Annotated in this window: 21 protein-coding genes and 1 pseudogene; 10 read left to right on the top strand and 12 right to left on the bottom strand. The window is 51.6% G+C overall.

Annotated elements, in window-relative coordinates:
* The first annotated feature begins 111 nt into the window (after window positions 1–111).
* The 3 genes from I6L54_RS00785 (at window position 112) to dsbA (ending at window position 2,084) form a co-directional block, all read left to right on the top strand.
* Entirely contained in the window at window positions 112–381 is a 270-nt protein-coding gene (locus tag I6L54_RS00785; protein ID WP_003028616.1) for a YihD family protein, read from the top strand.
* A gap of 76 nt (window positions 382–457) precedes the next feature.
* The gene (locus tag I6L54_RS00780) at window positions 458–1,444 is read left to right on the top strand and encodes a serine/threonine protein kinase (protein ID WP_040233104.1); all 987 of its coding nucleotides are present in this window, start codon (window positions 458–460) and stop codon (window positions 1,442–1,444) included.
* A 16-nt stretch (window positions 1,445–1,460) separates the two neighbouring features.
* Window positions 1,461–2,084 (top strand): thiol:disulfide interchange protein DsbA, encoded by a 624-nt coding sequence (dsbA, locus tag I6L54_RS00775; protein ID WP_003028621.1) that lies wholly within the window; start codon window positions 1,461–1,463, stop codon window positions 2,082–2,084.
* 12 nt (window positions 2,085–2,096) lie between these two features.
* Here dsbA and I6L54_RS00770 read toward each other — a convergent pair whose 3' ends face one another.
* Complete coding sequence (locus tag I6L54_RS00770; protein WP_233614764.1) at window positions 2,097–2,951, bottom strand: 1-acylglycerol-3-phosphate O-acyltransferase, YihG family; 855 nt, start codon at window positions 2,949–2,951, stop codon at window positions 2,097–2,099.
* Between I6L54_RS00770 and I6L54_RS24195 the strand changes: the two genes are divergently transcribed.
* The 3 genes from I6L54_RS24195 (at window position 2,845) to spfP (ending at window position 6,397) form a co-directional block, all read left to right on the top strand.
* The gene (locus I6L54_RS24195; RefSeq protein ID WP_223237011.1) at window positions 2,845–3,090 is read left to right on the top strand and encodes a hypothetical protein; all 246 of its coding nucleotides are present in this window, start codon (window positions 2,845–2,847) and stop codon (window positions 3,088–3,090) included. The two genes, I6L54_RS00770 and I6L54_RS24195, sit on opposite strands and share 107 nt — an antisense overlap.
* A 306-nt stretch (window positions 3,091–3,396) precedes the next feature.
* Window positions 3,397–6,183 (top strand): DNA polymerase I, encoded by a 2,787-nt coding sequence (polA, locus tag I6L54_RS00765; protein WP_040233100.1) that lies wholly within the window; start codon window positions 3,397–3,399, stop codon window positions 6,181–6,183.
* Window positions 6,184–6,349: 166 nt separating this feature from the next.
* Window positions 6,350–6,397 (top strand): small protein SpfP, encoded by a 48-nt coding sequence (gene spfP / locus I6L54_RS24660; RefSeq protein ID WP_071892919.1) that lies wholly within the window; start codon window positions 6,350–6,352, stop codon window positions 6,395–6,397.
* A 119-nt stretch (window positions 6,398–6,516) separates the two neighbouring features.
* Here the strand turns inward: spfP and yihA are convergent, their stop codons facing one another.
* A complete protein-coding gene (gene yihA, locus I6L54_RS00760) occupies window positions 6,517–7,149 on the bottom strand; it encodes a ribosome biogenesis GTP-binding protein YihA/YsxC (protein ID WP_005121851.1) in 633 nt (210 codons plus the stop codon).
* 260 nt (window positions 7,150–7,409) lie between these two features.
* On the opposite strand from yihA, the pseudogene I6L54_RS24190 reads away from it, so the two are divergent.
* The 3 genes and pseudogenes from I6L54_RS24190 (at window position 7,410) to hemN (ending at window position 9,784) form a co-directional block, all read left to right on the top strand.
* Window positions 7,410–7,544 (top strand): annotated as a pseudogene (locus I6L54_RS24190) (hypothetical protein).
* A 168-nt stretch (window positions 7,545–7,712) separates the two neighbouring features.
* Window positions 7,713–8,222 (top strand): Der GTPase-activating protein YihI, encoded by a 510-nt coding sequence (gene yihI, locus I6L54_RS00755; RefSeq protein ID WP_005121849.1) that lies wholly within the window; start codon window positions 7,713–7,715, stop codon window positions 8,220–8,222.
* A gap of 188 nt (window positions 8,223–8,410) precedes the next feature.
* Window positions 8,411–9,784: an oxygen-independent coproporphyrinogen III oxidase gene (hemN, locus tag I6L54_RS00750; RefSeq protein WP_005121847.1), complete on the top strand. Its 1,374-nt coding sequence runs from the start codon at window positions 8,411–8,413 to the stop codon at window positions 9,782–9,784.
* A gap of 89 nt (window positions 9,785–9,873) precedes the next feature.
* On the opposite strand, the gene I6L54_RS00745 is transcribed toward hemN, so the two are convergent.
* From I6L54_RS00745 to glnA, 4 genes are all read right to left on the bottom strand, one after another.
* Window positions 9,874–9,984: a YshB family small membrane protein gene (locus tag I6L54_RS00745; protein WP_137378399.1), complete on the bottom strand. Its 111-nt coding sequence runs from the start codon at window positions 9,982–9,984 to the stop codon at window positions 9,874–9,876.
* A 112-nt stretch (window positions 9,985–10,096) separates the two neighbouring features.
* The gene (glnG, locus tag I6L54_RS00740; protein WP_040233111.1) at window positions 10,097–11,506 is read right to left on the bottom strand and encodes a nitrogen regulation protein NR(I); all 1,410 of its coding nucleotides are present in this window, start codon (window positions 11,504–11,506) and stop codon (window positions 10,097–10,099) included.
* An 11-nt stretch (window positions 11,507–11,517) separates the two neighbouring features.
* Entirely contained in the window at window positions 11,518–12,567 is a 1,050-nt protein-coding gene (glnL, locus tag I6L54_RS00735) for a nitrogen regulation protein NR(II) (protein WP_005121842.1), read from the bottom strand.
* Between the two features lie 281 nt (window positions 12,568–12,848).
* Window positions 12,849–14,258: a glutamate--ammonia ligase gene (glnA, locus tag I6L54_RS00730; RefSeq protein WP_006686119.1), complete on the bottom strand. Its 1,410-nt coding sequence runs from the start codon at window positions 14,256–14,258 to the stop codon at window positions 12,849–12,851.
* 379 nt (window positions 14,259–14,637) lie between these two features.
* Between glnA and typA the strand changes: the two genes are divergently transcribed.
* Window positions 14,638–16,461 carry a ribosome-dependent GTPase TypA gene (gene typA, locus I6L54_RS00725; RefSeq protein WP_003028641.1) on the top strand — a complete coding sequence of 608 codons (1,824 nt, stop codon included), beginning with the start codon at window positions 14,638–14,640 and terminating at the stop codon, window positions 16,459–16,461.
* A gap of 90 nt (window positions 16,462–16,551) precedes the next feature.
* Here typA and ompL read toward each other — a convergent pair whose 3' ends face one another.
* The 6 genes from ompL to yihS form a co-directional block, all read right to left on the bottom strand.
* A complete protein-coding gene (gene ompL / locus I6L54_RS00720; protein ID WP_040233095.1) occupies window positions 16,552–17,244 on the bottom strand; it encodes a porin OmpL in 693 nt (230 codons plus the stop codon).
* Window positions 17,245–17,310: 66 nt separating this feature from the next.
* Entirely contained in the window at window positions 17,311–18,732 is a 1,422-nt protein-coding gene (locus I6L54_RS00715) for an MFS transporter (protein WP_005121836.1), read from the bottom strand.
* A gap of 46 nt (window positions 18,733–18,778) precedes the next feature.
* A complete protein-coding gene (locus I6L54_RS00710) occupies window positions 18,779–20,161 on the bottom strand; it encodes an MFS transporter (RefSeq protein ID WP_040233093.1) in 1,383 nt (460 codons plus the stop codon).
* A 45-nt stretch (window positions 20,162–20,206) separates the two neighbouring features.
* Window positions 20,207–22,243: an alpha-glucosidase gene (locus I6L54_RS00705; RefSeq protein WP_040233092.1), complete on the bottom strand. Its 2,037-nt coding sequence runs from the start codon at window positions 22,241–22,243 to the stop codon at window positions 20,207–20,209.
* A 48-nt stretch (window positions 22,244–22,291) separates the two neighbouring features.
* The gene (locus I6L54_RS00700) at window positions 22,292–23,134 is read right to left on the bottom strand and encodes an aldose-1-epimerase (RefSeq protein WP_040233090.1); all 843 of its coding nucleotides are present in this window, start codon (window positions 23,132–23,134) and stop codon (window positions 22,292–22,294) included.
* A gap of 18 nt (window positions 23,135–23,152) precedes the next feature.
* Window positions 23,153–24,394, bottom strand: a complete 1,242-nt coding sequence (yihS, locus tag I6L54_RS00695; RefSeq protein WP_005121832.1) for a sulfoquinovose isomerase — start codon at window positions 24,392–24,394, stop codon at window positions 23,153–23,155.

Below are 24,394 nucleotides of genomic sequence, written 5' to 3'. Positions count from 1 at the left end.
ACCTGCCAGCACAACCCCTGTTATTGCACTATCCAGAATCACTGATATCGCCTCTTTTAATGTGGGATTGACCCTGCTAACGTATCCGTATTGAGCCTAAGGAGCACAACCATGAAATGTAAACGTCTGAATGAAGTTATTGAACTCCTCCAGCCGGCCTGGCAAAAGGAACCCGATCTTAACCTGATGCAATTTTTACAGAAACTGGCGCAAGAGTCAGGTTTTGACGGCGAACTGGCGGATTTAACTGATGACATTCTGATCTATCATCTGAAAATGCGTGACTCGGCGAAAGACGCTGTCATCCCTGGTATTCAGAAAGATTATGAAGAAGATTTTAAAACTGCACTACTCCGCGCACGTGGCGTAATTAAAGAGTAAAAGCTTGTAATCGCCGCCACCGAAAGCGCTGCGAAATGATATCCTGAATCATTCGTAGTATTTTCCGGATGATGGGATGAACGACAACGCTTTTAATTTCCAGACGCTACACCCGGATACCATCATGGATGCACTGTTTGAGCAGGGGATCCGGGTGGATTCCGGGCTTACCCCGCTTAACAGCTATGAAAACCGTGTCTATCAATTCCAGGACGAAGACCGTCGACGCTTTGTCGTTAAATTTTATCGCCCTGAACGTTGGTCTGTCGATCAGATCCAGGAAGAACACCAGTTTGCTCTGGAACTGGTGAGCGATGAAGTCCCGGTAGCTGCGCCTCTGGTTCTGAATGGTCAAACGCTGTTGAGCCATCAGGGTTTTCACTATGCGATCTTCCCCAGCGTAGGTGGTCGTCAGTTTGAAGCCGACAACATCGATCAGATGGAGGCCGTGGGTCGCTATCTGGGGCGTATGCATCAGACCGGCTGCAAGCGTACTTTTGCCTTTCGCCCAACGATTGGCCTTGAAGAATACCTGACTGAGCCGCGTAACGTTTTTGAACACGCACCGCTGATCCCATCAGGGCAAAAAGCGGCCTTCTTTAAGGCAACGGATGCGCTGATCGCGCTCGTTACCGATCGCTGGCATACGCGTTTTACTACGTTACGCCTGCACGGTGATTGTCATGCCGGTAATATTCTGTGGCGCGATGGCCCAATGTTTGTCGATTTAGATGATGCCCGCAACGGTCCGGCTATTCAGGATTTATGGATGCTCCTCAATGGCGATAAAGCTGAACAACGCATGCAGCTTGAAACCATTATCGAGGCTTATGAAGAGTTTAGTGAGTTCGACATCTCTGAAATCGGACTGATAGAACCTTTACGCGCTATGCGTTTAGTTTATTATCTTGCCTGGCTAATTCGACGTTGGGCTGACCCTGCGTTTCCAAAAAACTTCCCGTGGTTAACCGGGGAAGATTACTGGCACCGTCAGACCGCGACCTTTATTGAGCAGGCAAAAATTCTGCAAGAGCCCCCCTTACAATTAACGCCAATGTATTAATCGGAGAAACGTGAACATGAAAAAAATATGGCTGGCGCTGGCTGGTATGGTTTTAGCTTTTAGCGCATCTGCAGCACAGTTCCAGGATGGCAAACAATACATCACCCTGGAGAAGCCTGTTGCAGGTGAACCGCAAGTGTTGGAGTTTTTCTCCTTCTACTGCCCGCACTGCTACCAGTTTGAAGAAGTGCTTCACGTGTCTGATAACGTGAAGAAAAAGCTACCGGAAGGCACCAAGATGACCAAGTACCACGTCGAATTTCTGGGGCCTTTGGGGAAAGATCTGACGCAGGCATGGGCGGTTGCTATGGCGCTGGGCGTTGAAGATCAGGTCACTGTTCCGCTGTTTGAAGGGGTTCAGAAAACTCAGACCGTTCAATCTGTTGCAGATATCCGCAAAGTGTTTGTCGACGCAGGTATTAAAGGCGAAGACTACGATGCGGCATGGAACAGCTTCGTGGTGAAATCACTCGTGGCGCAGCAGGAAAAAGCGGCGGCTGATTTGCAGCTGCAGGGCGTTCCGGCGATGTTCGTGAATGGCAAATATCAGGTAAACCCGCAGGGTATGGATACCAGCAGCATGGATATCTTTGTACAGCAGTATGCGGATACCGTGAAGTATCTGGTCGGTCAGAAGTAAAAGAAAAGCCGGTCACTGACCGGCTTTTTTATTTGAGGCTTTAATCGCGTCGAGCAGCGCGTCTTTCTCACTCCACAGTGTGTTTAGCCATAGCTGAAACCGACGCTTGAATCCCTTATCGTTCACGTAATCACCGTGCAACTCTTCATGGATTGGCTCCAGATTCACCCGCACGACAATCCGCGTTAACTTACCGCTCAGCATATCGTAGAACGGTCGACTGCTGTTTTCCGGATAGCACAACGTGACGTTCAACATTTTATCGAACTGTGAACCCAGTACATTCAATGCCATTGCAATACCGGCCGCCTTGGGAGGAAGCAGGTTTTGATAGGGTGAACGGGTTTGCTCGCGTTTTTCTTTGGTAAACCGTGAACCTTCAACAAAATTCACAATGGTTGTCGGATGCGCGCGAAATTTCTCGCAGGAACGACGTGTAGTTTCGACATCTTTACCGCGCCGTTCCGGATGACGGAGCAAGTAGCCACGCGAATAGCGTTTCATAAACGGCATATCCAGCGCCCAGCAGGCCAGGCCAATAAAGGGTACCCAGGCTAACTGCTGCTTGAGGAAGTATTTATTCATCGGGATGTGCTTACGGAACAGAACGCAAAGCACAACGATATCGGCCCAGCTGTAATGGTTACAAATGAGCAGATACCAGTTTTTCTTGCTAAGACCTTCCAGCCCTTCGACATCCCACTTCAGTCGTGGATTGAGGTGCAGCAGTAGCGCCAGACCCTCACACCAGCAGTACATCATGAAATTACAGAACACGGAAACCTTGCGCCAGACGACAGGAATGGGCAAAAGGAGTTTTACAACCCCCGCAAGGATGATCGGCACAGAACAAAAAATCGTGACCAATATGGTCAATATGATACTCAGCAACAGCGTTATCGCAGCGAGTATTCTCGTCATAATTAAATTATTCAAAAGGTTAGCCATAGATAGTGCGCTAAATGGGGCGCAAGGGGCTGATTTTATCAGAAAACCAACCAAATGATGGATCTTCCCTGGATAGAAAAAACAGGAATATCTATCCACATCAGGATATAAGCTGTAAAAATGGAATAAAATGCTGTGTCTTTATCTAATGTTTTGAAATTTATATAAAAATATTATGAAGTGATAATTTTGTTGCTACATTTAAAGAGCTGAAAATTATTTATTCACAAAGTTATCCACATCCGTGTTTGCGAGCAACGCAGAAGATCTGCAAAAGTTTTTCGACAAATGCGGCGAAAAACTCATGTTTTCATCCCGTCTGTGGCATCCTTTACCCATAATCTGATAAACAGGCACGGACATTATGGTTCAGATCCCAGAAAACCCACTTATCCTTGTAGACGGTTCATCTTACCTGTATCGCGCATACCACGCGTTCCCGCCGCTGACGAACAGCGCAGGAGAGCCTACTGGTGCGATGTATGGCGTCCTCAACATGCTGCGTAGCTTGATTCTGCAATATCAGCCTACGCATGCTGCGGTGGTATTCGACGCTAAGGGTAAAACCTTCCGTGATGAATTATTCGAACACTACAAGTCGCACCGCCCGCCAATGCCGGACGATTTACGTGCGCAGATTGAACCTCTGCATGCGATGGTAAAAGCGATGGGGCTGCCATTGCTGGCGGTTTCAGGCGTGGAAGCGGACGATGTCATCGGTACGCTGGCACGTGAGGCAGAGAAGGTGGGGCGTCCGGTGCTGATTAGCACCGGCGATAAAGATATGGCTCAGCTGGTGACGCCGAACATCACCCTGATCAACACTATGACTAATACGATCCTTGGTCCGGATGAGGTCGTGAATAAGTACGGTGTTCCGCCTGAACTGATCATTGATTTCCTGGCGCTGATGGGTGACTCCTCAGATAATATTCCGGGCGTTCCTGGCGTGGGTGAAAAAACGGCTCAGGCGCTGCTGCAGGGGCTGGGCGGGCTGGATACTCTCTATGCTGAATCAGACAAAATTGCGGGGCTGACCTTCCGTGGTGCGAAAACCATGGCGGGCAAGCTTGAGCAGAACAAAGAGGTGGCGTACCTCTCGTATAAGCTGGCTACCATCAAAACGGATGTTGAGCTGGAGTTGACCTGCGAGCAGCTGGAAGTCCGTCAGCCGGCAGCAGAAGAACTGCTTGGCTTGTTTAAACAGTATGAATTTAAGCGTTGGGTTAGCGACGTTGAAGCCGGTAAATGGCTACAGGCGAAAGGAACAAAACCGGCGGCAAAACCGCAGGAAACCATCGTCGTCGATGAAACGCCTGCGCAACCAGCCACGGTTCTCTCGTACGATAATTACGTGACGATTCTGGACGAAGAAACGCTGGAAGCGTGGATTGCAAAGCTGAAAAAAGCCCCCGTCTTTGCTTTTGATACAGAAACTGACAGCCTGGATAACATCTCCGCGAATCTGGTTGGCCTCTCCTTTGCTATTGAACCAGGTATGGCTGCGTATGTTCCTGTCGCTCATGATTACCTGGATGCCCCCGATCAGATTTCTCGTGATCGTGCGCTGGCGTTACTGAAGCCACTGTTGGAAGATGAGAACGCGCATAAAGTTGGGCAGAACCTGAAGTACGATCGCGGTATCCTGGCAAACTATGGCATCGAGCTGCGTGGCATCACCTTTGATACCATGCTCGAATCCTACATTCTTAACAGCGTCGCTGGCCGACACGATATGGACAGCCTGTCGGACCGCTGGCTGAAACATAAAACAATCACCTTTGAAGAGATCGCTGGAAAAGGCAAAAACCAGCTGACCTTTAACCAGATAGCATTGGAAGAAGCCGGGCGTTACGCTGCGGAAGACGCCGACGTTACGCTACAGCTGCATCTGAAAATGTGGCCAGAATTACAGCAGCATAAAGGGCCACTGAACGTCTTTGAAAATATCGATATGCCGCTGGTTCCGGTTCTGTCCCGCGTTGAGCGCAACGGTGTGAAAATCGATCCGGCTGTTCTGCACAAGCATTCAGAAGAGCTGACGCTGCGTTTGAGCGAGCTGGAGCAAAAAGCACACGAGATTGCCGGAGAAGCGTTTAACCTTTCTTCCACCAAGCAGTTGCAAACTATCCTGTTTGAAAAGCAAGGTATTAAGCCGCTGAAGAAAACGCCGGGCGGCGCGCCATCAACGTCGGAAGAGGTGCTGGAAGAGTTAGCGCTGGATTATCCGTTGCCGAAAGTTATCCTGGAATATCGTGGGTTAGCAAAACTAAAGTCGACCTACACGGATAAGCTTCCGTTGATGATCAACCCAAAAACCGGGCGTGTGCATACCTCATATCACCAGGCTGTCACGGCGACCGGACGTTTGTCTTCAACCGATCCGAACCTGCAAAACATCCCGGTACGTAATGATGAAGGTCGTCGTATTCGTCAGGCGTTTATTGCGCCAGAAGACTACGTGATTGTCTCTGCGGACTACTCGCAGATCGAGCTGCGTATTATGGCGCATCTCTCGCGCGATAAAGGCCTGCTTACCGCGTTTGCCGAAGGAAAAGATATTCACCGTGCAACGGCGGCAGAAGTTTTTGGTTTACCGCTGGATTCAGTGACCAGCGAACAGCGTCGTAGTGCAAAAGCCATCAACTTCGGTCTGATCTATGGCATGAGTGCTTTCGGTCTGGCGCGCCAGTTGAATATTCTGCGTAAAGAAGCACAGAAGTACATGGATCTCTACTTCGAACGCTACCCAGGCGTGTTGGAATATATGGAACGCACCCGCGCGCAGGCGAAAGAGCAGGGTTATGTAGAAACGCTGGAAGGTCGCCGTCTCTATTTACCGGATATTAAGTCCAGTAATGGCGCTCGTCGCGCGGGTGCAGAACGCGCGGCAATTAACGCCCCGATGCAGGGTACTGCCGCAGACATTATCAAGCGAGCGATGATTGCCGTGGACGGATGGCTGCAAACCGAGCAGCCGCGTGTGCGTATGATCATGCAGGTACACGATGAACTGGTGTTTGAAGTGCATAAAGATGACCTCGAAAGCGTCTCGAAAAAGATCCACCAACTGATGGAAAACGAGACCCAGATTGACGTGCCATTGCTGGTGGAAGTCGGTAGTGGCGAAAACTGGGATCAGGCGCACTAAGGGTTTACTGAATAACGGCTCTTTTTCGTAACTAAGCAACATAAGATAGAACTTTTTGTGATGTCCATTAGAATTCCCTATGTAAGGAATGAAAAAAAATTACAAAAAATGCTTTCTGAGCTGCTCAAAAAAGAGTAAAGTTATTCACGTAGGGTACAGAGGTAAGATGTTCTATCTTTCAGACCTTTTACTTCACGTAATCGGATTTGGCTGAATATTTTAGCCGCCCCAGTCAGTAATGACTGGGGCGTTTTTTATTGTGCGAAAGAAAAGTTTTGTACATGCTGTAGGCCGGATAAGACGCGCAGCGGTGCCATCCGGCAATACCGTGGGCTACTCCCCGTCCTGCATCTCTTCAATCGGTGCCAGCTCACTAAACCAGCTATCCAGCTTCTGACGCAGTTTGTCCACACCCAGCTTCTTCAATGATGAAAATGCTTCTACCTGCACATCACCGTTAAATGCCAGTACGGCTTCACGCACCATATTCAGCTGTGCTTTGCGGGCACCACTGGCCAGCTTATCTGCTTTAGTCAGTAGAACCAGAACCTGAACGTTGCTCTCAACAGCCCACAGGATCATCTGCTGGTCGAGATCTTTTAGCGGGTGACGAATATCCATTAATACCACCAGACCCTGCAGGCTCTGGCGTTTTTCCAGGTATTCGGCCAGTGCGCGCTGCCATTTACGTTTCATCTCTTCCGGCACTTCGGCATAGCCGTAACCTGGCAAATCGACCAGGCGTTTACCATCCACAACTTCAAACAGGTTGATGAGCTGAGTACGGCCTGGTGTTTTAGAGGTACGCGCCAGACTCTTTTGATTGGTCAGGGTATTTAGTGCACTGGATTTGCCTGCGTTGGAACGGCCAGCAAAAGCCACTTCAATTCCCGTATCAGAAGGTAAATGGCGAATATCAGGCGCACTCATCACAAAATGCGTCTGTTGATAATTCAAGTTAGTCAACGTGGTCGTCTCCATCAATCAAGGCTTTGCAGCGATTATACCTGAACACCAGCAAAAGGCTGGTTTTTCGACGAGTGGGATGTGTAAGTCAAAACCTCGCACTTTGTGAGACATTGCCGATAGTATCTATGCGAGAAAACAGAGTAGAAAATAATATTGATCATGTAAATCAGCATATTACGTTTGGGCTGAATTCTGAAAAGTTGAAATTGTTACCTGGCTTACTTGTGTGTTTATCTTAAGAAGGTAAAGTAGCATCCATAGCGAGGAAGCTGACAGGATAGACGACTCAGGATGAGGGTCAGGAGCGCCAGGAGGCGAAGACACAGGATTGTCAGGAAGACAAACGTCCGGAGACGTTAGTAAAAGGAAATGGAAACAACACGGAATATTAGAGGCTAAGGGAAAAACAGGGTGTGTTGATAGCCAACAGGGATTGTAGAGCCCGTAAGGGTTGAGAGTCAGGAAAAAAGGCGACAGATTACTCTGTCGCCTTTTTTCTTTATTTCTGCTAGATTCCGGCGCAATTATATACTGAATAAAACAGCCAAAGACGAATCATGATGAAACCAACTTCTACACCACGCGGTAAAGGTCCTGCAAAAGCGCGTCGTAAAACACGCGAAGAAATTAACCAGGAAGCTCGCGACCGTAAGCGCCAGAAAAAACACCGTGGTCATGCGGCAGGTAGCCGTGCGTCCGGTAGCGAAGGCGCATCTGGTGGCGGAAACCAAAATAAGCAAAAAGATCCTCGTATTGGCAGCAAAACCCCCATTCCATTGGGCGTGACCGAAAAAGTCACCAAACAGCACAAACCGAAAAGTGAGAAACCTATGCTTTCACCACAGGCTGAGTTGGATTTACTGGAAACGGATGAGCGCCTGGATGCGCTGCTGGAGCGTCTTGAAGCCGGAGAAACCCTGAGCACAGAAGATCAGACCTGGGTTGATGCCAAACTGGATCGCATCGACGAGCTGATGCAAAAGTTAGGTCTTTCTTACGATGACGAGGAAGAAGAGGATGAGGAAGAAAAGCAGGAAGACATGATGCGCCTGCTGAAAGGTGGCAACTAACGGTTTTACACCGTGGGTCTTCCCGTCCTGCTTATAACCCTTCCGGTTATATGTTATCTGGTGTGGTTATTCGTTAAACTACAGCGGTTGTCGCGGCGACAGAAGTGGCTGCGCAACCGGCTTTGCACCCGCACTGGGGTTAAGCCGGTACGCCGTACCCGCCAGAGACGCCATCGGAAGGAGTGAGCATGTCTGAACAGCTAATAGACTGGGACCTGGCCCTGATCCAGAAATATAACTATTCCGGGCCACGATATACCTCGTACCCGACCGCGCTGGAGTTCTCTGAAGACTACGGTGCAGAAGCGTTTTTACACGCCGTGGCGCGTTATCCTGAGCGCCCACTTTCGTTATACGTTCACATCCCGTTCTGCCATAAACTGTGTTACTTCTGTGGCTGCAATAAGATTGTGACCCGTCAGCAGCATAAAGCCGATCAATACCTCGATGCCCTGGAACAAGAAATTATTCACCGCGCACCGTTGTTTTCTGGACGGCATGTCAGCCAGCTACACTGGGGTGGCGGCACGCCAACTTACTTAAATAAAGCGCAAATCAGCCGTTTGATGTCGCTGCTGCGTGGTAACTTCAACTTTAACGATGATGCCGAAATCTCGATCGAAGTTGATCCGCGCGAAATTGAGCTGGATGTGCTCGATCATTTACGCGCTGAAGGTTTTAACCGCCTGAGCATGGGGGTGCAGGACTTCAACAAAGAAGTTCAGCGCCTGGTGAACCGTGAGCAGGACGAGGCGTTTATCTTTGCGCTACTTAACCATGCGCGTGAGATCGGTTTCACCTCAACAAATATTGATCTGATTTATGGCCTGCCAAAACAGACGCCGGAAAGCTTCGCCTTCACCCTGAAACGCGTGTCTGAGCTGAATCCAGACCGTCTGAGCGTCTTTAACTACGCGCATCTGCCAACGCTTTTCGCAGCCCAGCGCAAGATCAAAGATGCTGACCTGCCCAGCGCGCAGCAGAAGCTGGATATTCTGCAGGAGACCATCTCTTCACTGACCGACGCCGGCTATCAGTTCATTGGCATGGATCACTTTGCCCGCCCGGATGATGAACTGGCCATTGCTCAACGCAAAGGCGTGCTGCATCGTAATTTCCAGGGTTATACCACCCAGGGCGATACTGATTTACTGGGGATGGGCGTATCGGCCATTAGCATGATTGGCGACAACTACGCGCAGAACCAGAAAGAGCTGAAGCACTATTACCAGCAGGTCGACGAGCAAGGTAACGCACTGTGGCGCGGAATTACGCTGACCCGCGACGACTGCATTCGTCGGGATGTTATTAAGCTTTTGATCTGCAACTTCCGCCTCGACTATGCTGCCGTGGAACAGCAATGGGATCTGAACTTCGCTGACTATTTTGCTGAAGACCTGAAACTGCTGGCGCCACTGGCGAAAGATGGGCTGGTGGATGTGGATGAGAATGGGATTCAGGTTACACCGAAGGGGCGCCTGCTAATTCGTAATATTTGTATGTGCTTTGATGCATATCTGCGCCAGAAAGCACGCATGCAGCAGTTCTCCCGCGTCATTTAACCGGGTTGCCCGGTGGCGCTACGCTTACCGGGCCTACACGTCGCGATAATCTGTAGGCCGGATAAGCGTTAGCGCCATCCGGCGCACCTTCAGCTGAACAGCCCAACCAGCGCCGCACACAGCACTGCGGCAACCGCAGTTTGTGGCGTGTGGCTGTCGACTGAGCCGCTCGACAGCAGATTAATCATTGATTCCAGCATGATGACTTCCCCCCATTTGCCGGGCACGATCATACTTAACTCATCGGAACAGTAAAGCGCAAAATAGCAGCAATTTGCGCTCAATGATCAATCTTTACACAGTGATGAATCGTCACTCCATTCCGAGTTCTTTTAACTTGCGCGTCAAGGTATTACGCCCCCAGCCGAGCAAGCGCGCTGCTTCCTGTTTATGTCCCTGGGTATGACGTAGCGCGGTGGTCAACAGCGTGCGCTCCATTTCCGGTTGAGCCTCAGAAAGCAGGTTTTGATGACCGGAACGCAAGGCTCGGTCTGCCCACTGTGCCAACAGGGTTGCCCAGCTGTCCGGCTGCATGTGTGAAGGCGCATTGGGCACGCTGGCTTCAAACAGTTCGGCCGGTAAGTCCTGAATCAGTACTTCCTGGCCGGCGGCCATGACGGTTAACCAGCGACAGGTGTTCTCAAGCTGACGTACGTTACCCGGCCAGGCCAGACGCGTAAGCGCCGCTTCGGTTTCAGGGTGGAGTTGCTTGGCTTCCACACCCAACTCGCGGGCGGCTTCCTGCAGGAAATGACGTGCCAGACGGGGGATATCTTCCCTGCGCTCACGCAGCGGGGGCAAATGGACGCGAATTACGTTCAGACGGTGGAATAAATCCTCACGGAATTTGCCTTCCTGCACGCGCAGTTCCAGATTCTGGTGGGTGGCTGCGATAATTCGAACATCTACCTTTACGGGCGCGTATCCGCCAACGCGGTAAAACTGCCCATCGGCTAATACGCGCAACAAACGTGTCTGTACGTCCAGCGGCATATCGCCAATTTCATCAAGGAAGAGGGTGCCGCCATCAGCCTGTTCGAAACGCCCCTGACGAATGGTATTTGCCCCGGTAAACGCCCCTTTTTCGTGGCCAAATAGCTCAGACTCGATCAAATCTTTCGGAATAGCCGCCATGTTCAGCGCGATAAATGGCGCTTTGACGCGCGGGCTATGACGATGCAACGCATGGGCGACCAGCTCTTTACCGGTCCCGGACTCTCCGTTAATCAATACGCTGATTGACGATCGGGACAGTCGGCCAATTATGCGAAAGACGTCCTGCATTGCCGGCGCTTCGCCGATGATGTCGGTTGTTGGGCCATTGATCTGAACATTGCGCGGCTGCTGCTGTTCCTGATAATGGCTGATGGCACGTTCGACCAGCGCCACGGCTTCATCGATATCAAAAGGTTTGGGCAGATAATCAAACGCCCCTTGCTGGTAGGCGCTGACGGCAGCATCCAGATCGGAGTGTGCGGTCATTATGATGACCGGAAGCATCGGATGCCGCGCTTTGATCTGTTTTAACAGCGTCAGACCGTCCATGCCCGGCATGCGAATATCCGACAACAGTACGTCAGGCGTTTTGCTGGCCAGCGCATCCAGCACCTCTTTACCGCTTTCAAATGTGGTGCAGCTTAGTCCTGCCCCTGCGAGCGCACGTTCAAGCACCCAACGGATGGAACTATCGTCATCAACTACCCAGACTATTCCTCGTTGCATAAACGTCACCTTTATTTCCTGATAGGCAGGTAAACCGAGAACTCGGTATGACCCGGCCAGCTGGTAAATTCAATTTTGCCGGAATGTTGATCAATCAAATTACGGGCGATGGATAATCCAAGGCCGGTACCGCCTTCGCGACCGCTGACCATTGGGTAGAACAGCGTGTCCTGCAAATGCGAGGGAATACCCGGACCGTTATCCTCAACATCAATCCGTGCCGCCAGGCGATAACGTACGCCGTGCAGCGTGAGCTGAAACGCGGTGCGGGTACGCAGAATGATCTCTCCGCCTTCCGGTCCCAGCGCCTGTAGAGCATTACGCACGATATTCAGCAGAACTTGTTCTATCTGATCCGGATCGTGCAGCAGTTCTGGCAGGCTAGGGTCGTAATCACGAATCAGCGTGACGTTTTCCGGGAGCTCCATTGAGACCAGCGCCACCACACGCTCCGCCACCTTGTGAATACTTTCCGTGACATGCATACCTGGCTGTTGCGGTCCCAGCAGGCGATCAACCAGATTACGCAGGCGGTCGGCCTGCTCAATAATGACTTTGGTATATTCAGTCAACGCCGGATCCGGAAGCGCTTTGCTGAGAAGTTGCGCCGCCCCGCGCAGGCCGCCCAACGGGTTTTTAATTTCGTGTGCCAGACCACGTACCAGATCGCGGGCGGCAATCTGCTGGGCGTGCTGGAGCTGCTCCTGACTCAGACGACGCTGGTTATCCATTGGCGCCATCTCCAGCAGGATAAGGCCATCAGGCAGCCTCTGAGCGGTCACTGAGAGGATATGTGAGTGGCTGTCTATCACCAGCGTCACTTCGTTATCCGTAAAGCCCTGGCCTGCTTCCAGGCTCTCTCGCATCAGTCCGATGTTTAAGGAGAAATAACTCAACAGATCGGGAAGCGGTGTACCAAACAGTTTGCGGGAGCTTTGGGCGAGCAGCTGTTGCGCAGCCGGGTTGGCGTAATGCACCGCCAGCTCATCGTCGACGAGTAAAATGCTGTTGATTAACGAATTAAGGATCTGCCCAGCATCGGGCAGCGTGCCGGTTGCCATTCAGCAGTCTCCTGAAAAGTATTGCACCAATTTAGTGCATTATAGCTTTTTACGCATAAAAAGCGCGAGAAAGCAGGTTGTTAGTGGAGAAAAAAGCCCATCCTGGGATGGGCTACAGATGACTGGCAAACGCAGATGCCGGATGGCGGCTTTACCTTATCCGGCCTACAAGGTGATGTTACCGGTAGGCCTGATAAGCTTGCGCCATCAGGCATCCTATCATTCGCCATCGATCTCAAGCCTGCCTGAGCAGGCTAAAAGTTCCACGGCAACTCAAACGATTAAACGCTGTAGTACAGCTCAAACTCTACCGGGTGCGGAGTCATACGCACACGGTCATCTTCTTCGCGACGCAGCGCAATGTACGCATCGATCGCTTCATTGGTGAACACGCCGCCTGCGGTCAGGAACTCGCGATCCAGATCCAGTTCTTTCAGTGCTTCTTCCAGAGAACCAGCAACCTGTGGGATTTCTTTCGCTTCTTCCGGCGGCAGGTCATACAGGTTTTTGTCCATGGCTTCGCCCGGGTGGATCTTGTTCTTGATACCGTCAAGACCGGCCATCAGCAGTGCAGCGAAGCACAGATACGGGTTAGCAGCTGGGTCCGGGAAGCGCACTTCAATACGACGCGCTTTCGGGGAAGCAACAACCGGAATACGGATAGAAGCAGAACGGTTACGGGCAGAGTAAGCCAGCATAACCGGCGCTTCGTAGCCTGGGACCAGACGCTTGTAGGAGTTGGTGGTCGGGTTCGCCAGGGCGTTGATCGCTTTAGCGTGTTTGATTACGCCGCCGATGTAGAACAGCGCCTGCTCAGACAGACCCGCATATTTGTCGCCAGAGAACAGGTTTACGCCGTTCTTGGACAGGGACATGTGGCAGTGCATGCCGGAACCGTTATCGCCAAACATAGGTTTTGGCATAAAGGTCGCAGTTTTACCGAAACGGTGCGCAACGTTGTGAACCACATATTTGTAGATCTGAATTTCGTCCGCTTTTTTAGTCATGGTGTTAAAGCGGGTCGCGATTTCGTTCTGGCCAGCGGTCGCCACTTCATGGTGGTGCGCTTCAACAACCAGACCCATCTCTTCCATGATCAGACACATGGTAGAACGGATGTCCTGAGAAGAATCTACCGGAGGAACCGGGAAGTAACCGCCTTTCACACCAGGACGGTGACCTTTGTTACCACCTTCGTATTTGGTGGAGGAGTTCCATGCGCCTTCGATGTCATCGATAGCCACGTGGGAACCGGAAATAGACGCGCCGAAACGGATGTCGTCAAACAGGAAGAATTCTGGCTCTGGCCCGAACAGAACGGTGTCTGCGATGCCGGTGGAACGCAGATACTCTTCAGCGCGTTTTGCGATGGAGCGCGGGTCGCGGTCATAGCCCTGCAGCGTGCCGGGTTCCAGGATATCGCAACGGATGATCAGGGTTGACTCTTCAAAGAACGGGTCGATGAGTGCAGTCGACGCATCTGGCATCAGAACCATGTCTGATTCGTTAATGCCTTTCCAGCCACCGATTGAGGAGCCGTCAAACATTTTGCCTTCTTCAAAGAATTCGGCATTTACCTGGTGAGCAGGAATAGTGACGTGCTGTTCTTTACCTTTGGTATCGGTGAAGCGCAAATCAACAAACTTCACTTCGTGTTCATTCAGCATCGTCAAAACGTGTTCAGCGGACATACTTACTCTCCCGGATTGGTCGTGGTCGTCGTGGTAACGAAGTCTTCAATTCTGCAAAAATTGGCCGTGTCGCCGTAAAAAATATAAAGCGAAATCTGTGCCAACTTTTAAATTGCCCCTAAAAGGCGTTATCATGCGCACCATCGTGCAAAGGGGCTGCACCATGAAGGTTGTATTGCACCATTATAGTGCTTTAATGTGAACATTAAGCACCATATTGGTGCAAAGCATGTCAGATTACCCCTTTTAACGCTCCGTGAATGTGATCACAAAGAAACTCTGCAATACTTGTTTGCGGAGGATGTTTGTGATCCTGTTTTGTACTGCGATTAATCCGTGTACAATAACGCGCTATTTCTAAAATGCCTGAGGCAAAGTTGTGATCGAAAATTTGCGTAACATCGCCATCATCGCGCACGTAGACCATGGTAAAACGACCCTGGTAGACAAGCTGCTCCAACAATCCGGTACGTTCGATGCACGTGCTGAAACCCAAGAGCGCGTGATGGACTCCAACGATTTGGAGAAAGAGCGTGGGATTACCATCCTCGCTAAAAACACCGCTATCAAATGGAATGACTACCGTATCAACATCGTTGATACCCCGGGGCACGCCGACTTCGGTGGTGAAGTTGAACGTGTAATGTCCATGGTCGACTCCGTGCTGCTGGTGGTGGATGCAATGGACGGTCCGATGCCGCAGACGCGCTTCGTGACCAAAAAAGCCTTTGCCCATGGCCTGAAGCCAATTGTTGTTATCAACAAAGTTGACCGTCCTGGCGCGCGTCCTGACTGGGTTGTTGATCAGGTATTCGACCTGTTCGTTAACCTCGACGCTACCGACGAACAGCTGGACTTCCCGATCGTTTACGCTTCCGCGCTGAACGGTATCGCAGGTCTGGATCACGAAGATATGGCTGAAGACATGACTCCGCTGTATCAGACCATCGTTGATCGCGTACCGGCTCCGAACGTAGACCTTGATGGCCCGCTGCAGATGCAAATCTCCCAGCTGGACTACAACAACTACGTTGGCGTAATCGGCATCGGCCGCATTAAACGCGGTAAAGTTAAACCGAACCAGCAGATCACTATCATTGATAGCGAAGGCAAAACCCGTAACGGTAAAGTCGGTAAAGTCCTGACTCATCTGGGTCTGGAACGTATCGAGAGCGATATTGCCGAAGCAGGCGATATCATCGCGATCACCGGTCTGGGCGAACTGAACATCTCCGACACCATCTGCGACCCGCAGAACGTCGAAGCGCTGCCGGCTCTGTCCGTTGATGAACCGACCGTAACCATGTTCTTCTGCGTAAACACTTCTCCGTTCTGTGGTAAAGAAGGTAAATATGTTACCTCTCGTCAGATCCTTGATCGCCTGAACAAAGAGCTGGTGCACAACGTTGCGCTGCGCGTTGAAGAAACCGAAGATGCGGATGCGTTCCGTGTATCCGGTCGTGGTGAGCTGCACCTGTCTGTTCTGATTGAAAACATGCGTCGTGAAGGTTTCGAAATGGCGGTTTCCCGTCCGAAAGTTATCTTCCGCGAAATCGATGGCCGTAAACAAGAGCCGTTCGAAAACGTAACGCTGGACGTCGAAGAGCAGCATCAGGGTTCTGTCATGCAGGCTCTGGGTGAGCGTAAAGGCGACCTGAAAAACATGAATCCAGATGGCAAAGGCCGCGTACGTCTTGACTACGTGATCCCAAGCCGTGGCCTGATCGGCTTCCGTTCAGAATTCATGACCATGACTTCCGGTACCGGTCTGCTGTACTCCACCTTCAGCCACTACGACGACGTTCGTGCGGGTGATGTGGGTCAGCGTCAGAACGGCGTACTGATCTCCAACGGCCAGGGTAAAGCAGTTGCGTTCGCACTGTTCAGCCTGCAGGACCGCGGTAAGCTGTTCCTGGGTCACGGTGCTGAAGTTTACGAAGGCCAGATCATCGGTATTCACAGCCGCTCTAACGACCTGACGGTAAACTGCCTGACCGGTAAGAAACTGACCAACATGCGTGCGTCCGGTACTGACGAAGCAACGGTTCTGGTTCCGCCGGTTAAGATGACTCTGGAGCAGGCTCTGGAATTCATCGATGACGACGAACTGGTAGAAGTTACCCCAACCTCTATCCGTATCCGTAAGCGTCACCTGACTGAAAACGATCGTCGCCGTGCAATGCGTGGCGCGAAAGAAGAGTAATACGGACAATCCGTAGGCCGGGTAAGCGTAAGCACCACCCTGCAAGTAAAAGCCGCTGATAATCAGCGGCTTTTTTTATCATCAGCAGTATCAGAAGAAATACTTTGCCCCAACACGAATCTGGTTTTGTTCGCGATGATAAGGTTCAACATTGCGATCTAACCAGCGTAATTCCAGGTAGGGCAACCAGTGTTCATTGATCCGATACTTAAAGGTATTGGTAATTTCCCAGTGATGATCTTTTCCATTGCTGCTATTGAAATCATTGACGCGCATAAAATAGTGCGGTTCAAAGGTATAGGAAAATTTATCGGTAATGGCAAAGTTCCAGTAATTGCCTATTTCATAGGTATCATTATTATCCAGGTCACCGTTCAGGTCGGTTGAACTGTAGTTATTATGGTTATATCGGTTACGTACGGTAAGATTAAACCATGGGGTAAATTTATAGTTAACATCCAGATAAGCAGCACCACCGGAACCAGTACTCTTATCGTTTATTAGCCCGCCGGGCTGGATGGTTAATTTATCTGTCGGTTTAAATAACGGATACCAGCCTTCAATTTCGTTATAGCCGTGTTTTAACTCATCCTTGCGTTGCATAGTGTAGGTGTTGGTGAGCATGATGCCCGCGCCCATATCGGAGTTATAGCCGACGCGCATCATCACTTCTATCTGATCGGAAGCCAGATTATATGCTTCGCGGTTCTCGATATAGGCACCCGCAAAAACAGAAGTGGAAACAACAGAGGATAAGAGAATTATTGTATTTAATTTTTTCATGATAAATCCATTTTTTAAGCGTAGGGAGGCCGCCATCCATTAAGATGGAATAAGCGGCAATCATTTTTATACGTTTACAGCAGAGGTTTTCTTTTTATGGCTAATGCGTTCTGGTTGAATGTTATTTTTCTTCCGTTGGCTGATTTCCTCAATAATAAAAGCAAAACGGGCTTCGCTGAGTTTATAAAAGAAGCCCATCGTGATTGCCGCAATAATTGCCAGCCCGCAGGGCCAGAGAAAAATAAGCTGACGCAAACCAAGCAGGGTTGCATCACTCTGGGCGATGTTGGGGATATAACCGATTTGCGTCAGCATAATACCTGGCAGGAAGCCTGCGAGCGCCGCGGAAATTTTGCGAGAAAAGGTATAACCCGTATATACCGAGCCTTCCGCACGGATCCCCGTCTTCCATTCGCCATAATCGACCGTATCCGGAACCAGCGCCCAGTTCAGGCTGTTAACAAAAGCGGTTCCGAAGAAGGCCATGCAGGAAAACGTTACGAATAAAAATGACGTACTGCCCCAGAAAAAGTTCAGCACATCGCCGATTGCCCATAGCGCCAGACCGCCGAGGTAAACCTGTTTTTTACCGAAGCGTTTTACAGCTGTGGGCACCAGCAGTACCCCAAGCAGAATGCACCCCATGCTGAAAAACCCCATCCAGGAGAGCAGGTGGATATCGTTGAGCACGTACTGGGTGTAATACACCTGGATTGCCAGCTTAATGTTGAATGCCGCCAGCGTGCACAGGTTGGCAATACACAGCACCAGCAGCGGAGGGTTACGGAAAATGGCGCAAAACGACTTGAGAATACTGGGCTTATGATGGTCCGGTACGATTTCGATATAGCGTTCCTTCACACCGCTAAAGCACCACCACATGCTGAATAACCCGCAGACGGAGAAGATCAGTGCGGCAATCAGATAACCCAGCGAAGGCGAACTGACAAATAGCGCCTGAATTGGCATAAAGCCAACGGTACACAGTAACAGGCCTACGGTAGCGCCGCCCTGACGCCAGGCGGCGAGCTGAGCGCGCTCATGCGGATTTTTAGTAATTGCAGGCACCATCGCGCCGTAGGAGCAGTTCATCAGGCTATAGAACAGGCCGAACAGCATGAACAACACCGTCGCCAGCCCGGTTTTCACCGTCAGCGTAAAGCCTGTCGCTAAAAACTGCGCGCTGGCGACGACGGCGACAGGAAATGACGCATACAAAATAAAGGGTCTGAATTTCCCCTTTGCGCCAATATTACGCCTTGAGTCCAGCAATACACCGGTCAACATATCAGTGAAGGCGGTGAAGAACTTCGCCACCAAAAAGATAATCCCACCGTAATACGCCGGCATCCCTAGTTCATCGGTATAAAATTTAAGCAGATACAGCGTGCCGATACACAGCATCAAATTTGAGCCGAAGTCACCCACTCCGTAGGCGAATTTTTCACGCAGGCTCAGTTTTAGCGTTAGCGGATCATGAAAAGACATAATCGCTCCTCAATAGCGCCCCGTAGAGCGCTATTCATTATTATTATCAAACGGTTTGTTTACGCGCTTCTATCTCTTCAACGATGCGGACATACATCTTCTCGTTAAGGTTGTAGAAACAGCCCATAGCTACAATGGTGATCACCGCCAACGCGCAGGGATAAATAAAGATCAGCTGACGCAATCCTTCGACCGTACTGGCAGATTGCACCACGTTGGGGACATAGCCGATTTGCGTCAGCATCCAGCCAGGGAAGAATCCCGCCAGCGCTTGTGACACTTTACGGAAGAAGGTAAATCCGGTGTACACCGTCCCTTCCGAACGCACGCCGGTACGCCATTCGCCATATTCCACCGTGTCGGAGACCAGCGCCCAGTTCAGGCTGTTGACGAATGCTGAGCCGAAGAACGCCAGGCAGGAGAAGGCAACAAAACTGACTGAGCCGCCGCCAAAGAAGTAGTTAAGCAGATCACCCGCGACCCAAATCAGCAGGCCGCCGATGTAGACCTTTTTCTTGCCGAAACGTCTGACCATTCCCGGCATTAAGAACACGCCGATGAAGATACAGCCCATGCTGAAAAAGCCCATCCACGAAAGGAGGATCGGGTCGTTCAGTACGTACTGGGTGTAATAGACCTGAATCGCCAGCTTGACGTTAAACGCGCCAAGCGTGCAAAGGTTGGCCACGCACAGAATAAACAGTGGACGGTTACCCGCGATGGCGCGGAATGATTGTAATAATCCCGGTTTTTGCGTGGCATCAACGGGTTTCACTTCCACATAGCGTTCTTTTACCCCGGCATAGCACAGCCACATAAACAGCAGGCCGAACAGAGAGAACAAGGTGGCGGCGAAGATATAGCCCAACTGTGAGTTGCCTTCGATCAGGTTCATCACTGGCACAAAACCGACGGTGCACAGCAGCAGGCCAAGAGTGGCTCCGCCCTGTCGCCAGGCCGCCAGAGAGGCGCGTTCGTCCGGGTTTTTGGTGATCGCGGGAACCATCGCACCGTAAGAGCAGTTCATCATGCTGAAAAACAGTCCGTACAGCATAAACAGTATCGTCGCCATCACCGTTTTGCCGGTGACTTCAAATGGTGTACCGACAAAATTCGCAATCGCCAGCAGGGTTACCGGAAATGCGGCATACAGAACGAACGGGCGGAATTTACCTTTCGGACCGATTTTGCGTCGCGAGTCGAGCATAATCCCGGTGCCCATATCGGTAAACGCGGTAAAAAACTTGGCAATAAGGAAAATGATACCGCCGTAAGTTCCCGGTAAACCAAGGACATCGGTATAAAACTTGAGTAAATAGAGCGTGCCAATGTCCAGCAGGATATTGGAACCCAAATCACCCATCCCATAGGCGAGTTTTTCTTTGAACGGCAAGCGTAGGGTTGCCGGATTAGAGGAATTCTGACTCATTATTATTCTCCATGTGCCCGTGAGTTTCCCCACGGGCGAGCCGTATTAGATGTTGCGTAACGTGGCAAACAGTGACGCCCACTCACTCTTCGCGCGATAAAACACCGGAGGCTTGCCAATTGGCGCATCCACGGTGATGTCACCGCCCTGGTAAGTTTCCCCGGTCCAGATATTTACCCAGCTATCCTCCGGCAGATACAGGGTCCAGTCAGGCTTGCCTTGTTCGTGAACCGGCGCAACCAGCAGATCCTGTCCCAGCAGGTACTGATATTTCAGGGTGTAGGTGTGTGCATCGTCTTCGTAATGCAGGAACAGCGGGCGCATCACCGGCAGACCGGTAGCGCTGTTTTGCGCGACGGCCTGTTTCAGATACGGTTTCAGGGTGGTAAAGACGGTGGTCATGCGGGCAAAGTGGGCGATGGTTTCAGCATCACCATCAAACTGCCAGTTATCGCCAGGGCGGTTACCTTCGTGGGTGCGCATCATCGGCGTGAAGGCGCTGAAGTCGCACCAGCGCAGCAGCAGTTCTTTGCTGCGTTTCATGTCAAACAGGGTGGTGTAGCCGCCGATATCGCTGTGGTGCAGACCGTGGCCGGTCATCGCCAGAGACAGCGCCGCAGGAACGACGGAAGCCAGACCGTCGTCAAGGCTCCAGTCCACGTTCTGATCGCCTGCCCACATCATGGTGGAGTACTTCTGGCTACCGGTGTAACCCGCACGCATAAAGAACAGGATCTCGCCGAGTTTGCCGGTCTCCTGTAGCGCTTCGTAGTTACATTTCGCCCACAGTGCGGGCCAGGCGTTGTGCATGATCTCGGCGCTGACGCCGTTGTGCAGATACGTATCTGTCGGCAGGTATTCGCCAAAATCTGCCATCCAGCCGCCGCAGCCCAGTTCGATCATATTTTTCTTGATGACCTCTTTGAACCAGTCGTAGGCTTCCGGGTTGGTCAGATCGACCACACCGCCGTAAAACTCGCCAAACTCTACGAGGTAATCGCCGCCGGATGCATCTTTCGCCAGATAACCGTGTTTGGCCGCTTCGGCACAGAGATCTTTATCGCTGGCGACGTACGGGTTGATGTAGGAGAGGAACTGCACGCCCTCTTCTTTCCACTGCTTAATACGGCTATCCAACTGCGGATAATTGTCGCTGTTCCACTTCCAGTTCCACATCACGCGCTTGCCAAAGGAGGTCATGCGGATCCCGGACCAGTCCTGCGCCCAGATGCCGTTTACCTTCACGCCAGCGTTACGCATGGTGTCCAGTTTGCTCTGGCAAACCTCAGTACCGCCCTGAATACCGAGCGTGACGCCATCGTAGATCCAGTCCGGCAGCTCCGGCTGACGACCCAGCAGCGCGGTCAGTTTTTCCAGCAAGGAGATGTAGGTATCAGCGCACTCAAAGCGCAGGGTGGTTTTGTCCTCCCACAGCGCCAGTTCGTGATACCCCGGCGCGCTGAAGTCGAAATTCATATAGCAACTGTTATCAACGTGGCAGTAGTACTTCTGCGTGCTGACGAAGGTCGGCTGTGGGAAGAAGGTCCAGTAGTAGTCGCCGCCGGCGTTCTCTTTACAGTCGGCTTGCCAGGTGACATAGCTGTTTTTGTTTCGGCCCACGCCCTGTTCGCTGGTCCACAGCGGGAACGGCTTCCCGCGTAAGTCGAAGTAAGAGAACTGTTCGCCGCAGCCGTAGATATGATCGTCCGCCCTTGCGGCCAGACGCAGCCAGATGCGGTTATGGCTGAGATCGCCGTTGTGCAGATCCAGCTTCAGACGACCCTGTTCATCGGTGGAAATATGCAGCGTGGCGTTGATGGTATCACCGCGGCTGAAATACACCCGCCAGCCGTCAGGCGACTCGCTGACCGTGGCGTCGGTCAGGGCAATTTTCTCATTGAGCTTGTCTTTAATACTGAAGTTGCCGCGAAACATATCGATATCGGCAACGCCCGCGCCGATCCACAGGCAGGGAGTTTCTGTACTGTGGCGTAAAATCAGGCGCTGGTGGTACGTTAGAGCAAATCCATCAGGTAATGATGTGAGTTCTAAGGCGGTTGACCGTTGTTGTAGCGAATTCATTATCGTCTCCGTAAAAATAGGGTAATTCGGTAATTTGTCGGAAATCTGTTATTCACTGCCGATTAAAAAATGCATCTGATGTTGTTCTCCGGGCGCGAGATGAATCAGGCTAATTCCGGAGTTAAAGGCGTCTGGCGGGCAGGTCATCGGTTCAACCGCCAGGCCGCGCCTTGCTAATTTTTCGCCGGTATACACTTGCAGCCAGGGCTGGTGGCTGCGTAAAAAAGTGGACATGTTTTGCGCTGGGCTGGTCATCCTGACTTCCCACTCAGCGCCAGGTGGCAAAGTCCTGAACGTATGATCGATAGCGGTCTGCGCAATGCGTTGCGGCGTGGTGAAATATCGTTCATCGCATGCTCCTTCACTCGCCGGGAGCGTCAATTCACAGTCATCAATGGGTTGCAGATTGCAGGTCAAATAGGGATGTGCTCCCGCGCCATACGGCGCGATTTCGTCACCCACATTCTGTGTGCAAATAAAAACGTGCAGTCCACGGGTTGCCTCCAGTCGGTAAATCACCTCTGAAACCAGCGAGAAGGGATAACCATAAGAAGGCGGCAGAAAAATCGTCAGCGACACTTCCGATGCCGACTGCTGGTTAATCTGCCAGTCCCGCCAGGCCAGTAACCCATGAATAGCGGTATGTGAAACTGAGTCGTTAACGGCAAGCTGGTAATCCTTGCCGTTATAGTGATAGCTGCCATCTACAACGCGGTTTGGCCAGGGGATTAACACTTTCCCCAAATGTGCCAGCGGCATTTCTTCCGGTTTGTGGGGAATAACGATATGACGCCCACGGTGCGTCAATTCTGCTAGCCCAGCGCCAACCGTGACGATTTTCGCCTGGTAGTGTCCGGCCTGAAGATGAAGGGTTTTTCCACCGCTATGCATGGCAGCCCACCTTGTTACTTATTTAGCGTTGATATCCAGCAGACCGGCGGCAACAGCCGGAGCAAGACCCGGAGCCAGCGGCAGACGCGGGATCACCAGGCAGTGCAGCAGGTGATAAATGTCCTGCTTGCCGTCCCAGACTTTGGTGGTCACCTTGTTATCGGTGTCCAGCTCCTGCCACCATGAACCGGTCTCGTAATCCATCAGGTAAGTGATGCAGTAATCCCACCATTTCTGGTACCAGGCTTCGTACTGGCTGTCGCCTGTGAGGGTGTACAGGGCGTAGGCGGTGCCCATCGCTTCGACTATCGGCCAACGCACTCTTTCGCGAACGATCGGTGTGCCGTCCCAATCCACCGAATAGACAAAACCGTCTGCGCCGTCCGGTGCCCAGGCATCGCGGATAGTGGCGTGGAAAAGCCCTTTTGCATCTTCCAGCAGCCAGGCGGGTGGTGTTTCGAAGCGAGCTTCCAGCGCGGCATGCAGATGCAGCATCAGGCGGCCCCACTCGATCCAGTGACCCGGCGTGCCACCGTAGGCGCGAAAACGGTGAGCTGGGTTGTCCTTGTTGTAATCGCGGATTGGATTCCACTGTGAATCGAAGTGTTCATTGACGCGGTACTCCCCGCTACGGGCCACGTCGTGAATAATCACTGAAGCGATACGCAGTGCGCGATCGAGCCATTTACGGTCATGAGTAACGTCATACACGATCAGGAAAGCCTCGACCGCGTGCATGTTAGCGTTGCCGCCGCGATAATCTTCCGTCTGGCTGAAGGCTTCGTCCCAGGATTCCAGGCACATTTGTTCGTCTTCGCTCCAGAAGTACTTCTCAATCACCTCGATGGCGTCATCCAGCAATTTTCTGGCCTGTGGATGACCGGTAGTGACCGCGCTTGCCGCGCCAAGTAAAACGAAGAAATGCTGATAACCCTGCTTGGAGGCATCCATCACGCCTTCGTCATTGACGCAGGCGTACCAACCGCCGTAGCGTGTGTCGCGTAGCGCGCCGTTCAGCGCCTTAATGCCGTGGTCGACGAGTTGATATGCACCTGGGCGACCCATGGAGGCGGCAACGGAATAGACGTGCAGCATGCGGGCGGTGATCCACAGATGTGTTCCCATATCCGTTCTGACCTGACCACTGTTTCCCAGCCAGCCAAATCCAGTAGGGACAGCCGCATTTTTACCAAAGTTAAAGATGCGGTCGGTTTCCTGTTCCAGCCAGCGGTTGTGGCTTAGGGTGTTAAACCATTTCAT

It is taken from the genome of Citrobacter pasteurii (assembly GCF_019047765.1).
Classification (GTDB): Bacteria; Pseudomonadota; Gammaproteobacteria; order Enterobacterales; family Enterobacteriaceae; genus Citrobacter; species Citrobacter pasteurii.
This window is presented reverse-complemented; position numbering and strand designations above follow the sequence as displayed.

Coding starts and splice junctions, on each gene's coding strand:
- polA (WP_040233100.1), top strand. CDS start 3,397: ATGGTTCAGATCCCAGAAAACCCACTTATCCTTGTAGACGGTTCATCT.
- I6L54_RS00785 (WP_003028616.1), top strand. CDS start 112: ATGAAATGTAAACGTCTGAATGAAGTTATTGAACTCCTCCAGCCGGCC.
- I6L54_RS24195 (WP_223237011.1), top strand. CDS start 2,845: ATGAAATTACAGAACACGGAAACCTTGCGCCAGACGACAGGAATGGGC.
- I6L54_RS00780 (WP_040233104.1), top strand. CDS start 458: ATGAACGACAACGCTTTTAATTTCCAGACGCTACACCCGGATACCATC.
- glnA (WP_006686119.1), bottom strand. CDS start 14,258: ATGTCCGCTGAACACGTTTTGACGATGCTGAATGAACACGAAGTGAAG.
- yihI (WP_005121849.1), top strand. CDS start 7,713: ATGAAACCAACTTCTACACCACGCGGTAAAGGTCCTGCAAAAGCGCGT.
- I6L54_RS00710 (WP_040233093.1), bottom strand. CDS start 20,161: ATGAGTCAGAATTCCTCTAATCCGGCAACCCTACGCTTGCCGTTCAAA.
- I6L54_RS00715 (WP_005121836.1), bottom strand. CDS start 18,732: ATGTCTTTTCATGATCCGCTAACGCTAAAACTGAGCCTGCGTGAAAAA.
- glnG (WP_040233111.1), bottom strand. CDS start 11,506: ATGCAACGAGGAATAGTCTGGGTAGTTGATGACGATAGTTCCATCCGT.
- hemN (WP_005121847.1), top strand. CDS start 8,411: ATGTCTGAACAGCTAATAGACTGGGACCTGGCCCTGATCCAGAAATAT.
- dsbA (WP_003028621.1), top strand. CDS start 1,461: ATGAAAAAAATATGGCTGGCGCTGGCTGGTATGGTTTTAGCTTTTAGC.
- I6L54_RS00700 (WP_040233090.1), bottom strand. CDS start 23,134: ATGCATAGCGGTGGAAAAACCCTTCATCTTCAGGCCGGACACTACCAG.
- I6L54_RS00745 (WP_137378399.1), bottom strand. CDS start 9,984: ATGCTGGAATCAATGATTAATCTGCTGTCGAGCGGCTCAGTCGACAGC.
- ompL (WP_040233095.1), bottom strand. CDS start 17,244: ATGAAAAAATTAAATACAATAATTCTCTTATCCTCTGTTGTTTCCACT.
- glnL (WP_005121842.1), bottom strand. CDS start 12,567: ATGGCAACCGGCACGCTGCCCGATGCTGGGCAGATCCTTAATTCGTTA.
- yihS (WP_005121832.1), bottom strand. CDS start 24,394: ATGAAATGGTTTAACACCCTAAGCCACAACCGCTGGCTGGAACAGGAA.
- I6L54_RS00705 (WP_040233092.1), bottom strand. CDS start 22,243: ATGAATTCGCTACAACAACGGTCAACCGCCTTAGAACTCACATCATTA.